The sequence below is a fragment of the Modestobacter marinus genome (genome assembly GCF_019799945.1).
GTDB classification, from domain to species: domain Bacteria; phylum Actinomycetota; class Actinomycetes; order Mycobacteriales; family Geodermatophilaceae; genus Modestobacter; species Modestobacter marinus_B.
In genome coordinates this window covers 1-1,601 of the sequence record NZ_JABGCH010000100.1, presented here as the reverse complement: position 1 = coordinate 1,601, position 1,601 = coordinate 1, and the positions used below count along the sequence as shown (strand labels likewise).

The window sequence follows — 1,601 nt, the reverse complement described above, 5'->3', positions numbered from 1 at the left end:
ACGTCGCCGGACGGCCCCCGCATTCTCATCCCCAAGCGCGGCGATCCAAGATCGCCAACCGATACACCTCAACGAAAGGCTCCTGATGCAGATCGGTCTGATCACCGACTCGGTCGGTCACCTCCCCTTCGAGAGCGTTCTGGACCTCGCCAGGGACCAGGGGCTCAGTTCCGTCGAGGTTGCCACGGGCAACTGGTCTGAGGCGCCCCACGCTGACCTGCCCGCTCTCGTCTCCTCCGCGGAGGCCCGGGCCGAGTTCGCGGGAAAGATCTCCTCGCGTGACCTGACATTGAGCGCGCTGTGCGCGAACGGCAACCAGCTGCACCCGGTCGAAGGGCCCGCGCACGACAAGGTCGTCCGGGACACCATCACGTTGGCGAGCGATCTCGGGGTCCCGACGGTGGTCATGATGTCCGGTCTCCCGGGTGCCCGCGGCGACTCGACGCCGAACTGGATCACGACCTCCTGGCCGCCCGAGACCCTCAAGGTGCTCGACTACCAGTGGAACGAGGTCGCCATCCCGTACTGGAAAGAGCTCGCGGCGTTCGCGAGGGACAGCGGCGTTCGCCTCGCGATCGAGGCGTGCGGCAGCCAGCTCGTGTACAGCGTGTCAACGATGTTCCGCCTCCTCGACGCGGTCGGTGACGACGTTGTCGGCGCCAACCTGGACCCGTCGCACCTGATGTGGATGGGGGCCGACATCCCCACCGTGATACGCGCTCTCGGCTCGGCCATCTTCCACGTGCACGCCAAGGACATCCGTGTACAGAGGCCGCACGCGGACCGCGACGGCCTGCTCGACACGCTGCCGATTGAGCGCGCCGGTGACCGCGCCTGGAACTACGTGACACTCGGACTGGGGCATCCACTTGGTGCGACGTTCTGGGCAGACTTCGTCTATACCCTTCGCTCGGTGGGATATGACGGGACTTTGAACATCGAGCACGAGGACACGTTGGTGAACTCGGTCGAAGGCGTCGGCCGGGCCGCTGACCTTCTCAAGCAGGTCCTCCTCACCGCAGCCCCTGACTGGAAACCCGCAAACATCTGATTGACGACCTCGTGCATGGTTAGCGGCGGGCGGTCGTTTACCTGGTGAGTGCCGGTTCGATCACCGGTCAAGTCCGCTGGCGTGGTGTGTGACGGCGTTCGCGTGATCTTCTGTCCGGTCAGGCGCTGAGCGCCGGGATGGTCACCTCCTCGGTGGTCTCGGTCGCCGGGTCGGTGACGGGTCGGATGCGGCAGCGGGCGAGGACGTCGAGGCCGAGGTAGCGGCGGCCTTCGGTCCATTCGTCATGCTGCTCGGCCAGCACGGCGCCGACCAGGCGGATGAGGGAGTCGTGGTCGGGGAAGATGCCGACCACGTCGGTGCGGCGGCGGATCTCCCGGTTGAGCCGCTCGGAGGGGTTGTTGGACCAGATCTGGCGCCAGACCTCTTGGGGAAGGCGGCGAAGACCAGCACGTCGGCGCGAGCGGCCTCGAGGTGCTCGGCCACCTTCGGCAGCTTGTCGGCCAGGGCGTCCAGCACGCGGTCGAACTGGGCGTGCACGCTTGTCGCGTCGGGCTGGTCGTAGACCGAGTGCAGCAGCGCCCGCACCCAT

The 1,601-nt window shown here is 66.9% G+C and carries 1 protein-coding gene and 1 pseudogene; one reads left to right on the top strand and one right to left on the bottom strand.

What is annotated here, in order from left to right:
* Positions 1 to 1,051 (top strand): sugar phosphate isomerase/epimerase family protein (locus tag HK417_RS24260; protein WP_222273269.1); only part of this gene is annotated, 1,051 nt, incomplete at its 5' end.
* Positions 1,052 to 1,169: 118 nt separating this feature from the next.
* Here the strand turns inward: HK417_RS24260 and HK417_RS24255 are convergent.
* A pseudogene (locus tag HK417_RS24255) lies at positions 1,170 to 1,601 on the bottom strand (transposase); the annotation flags it as partial.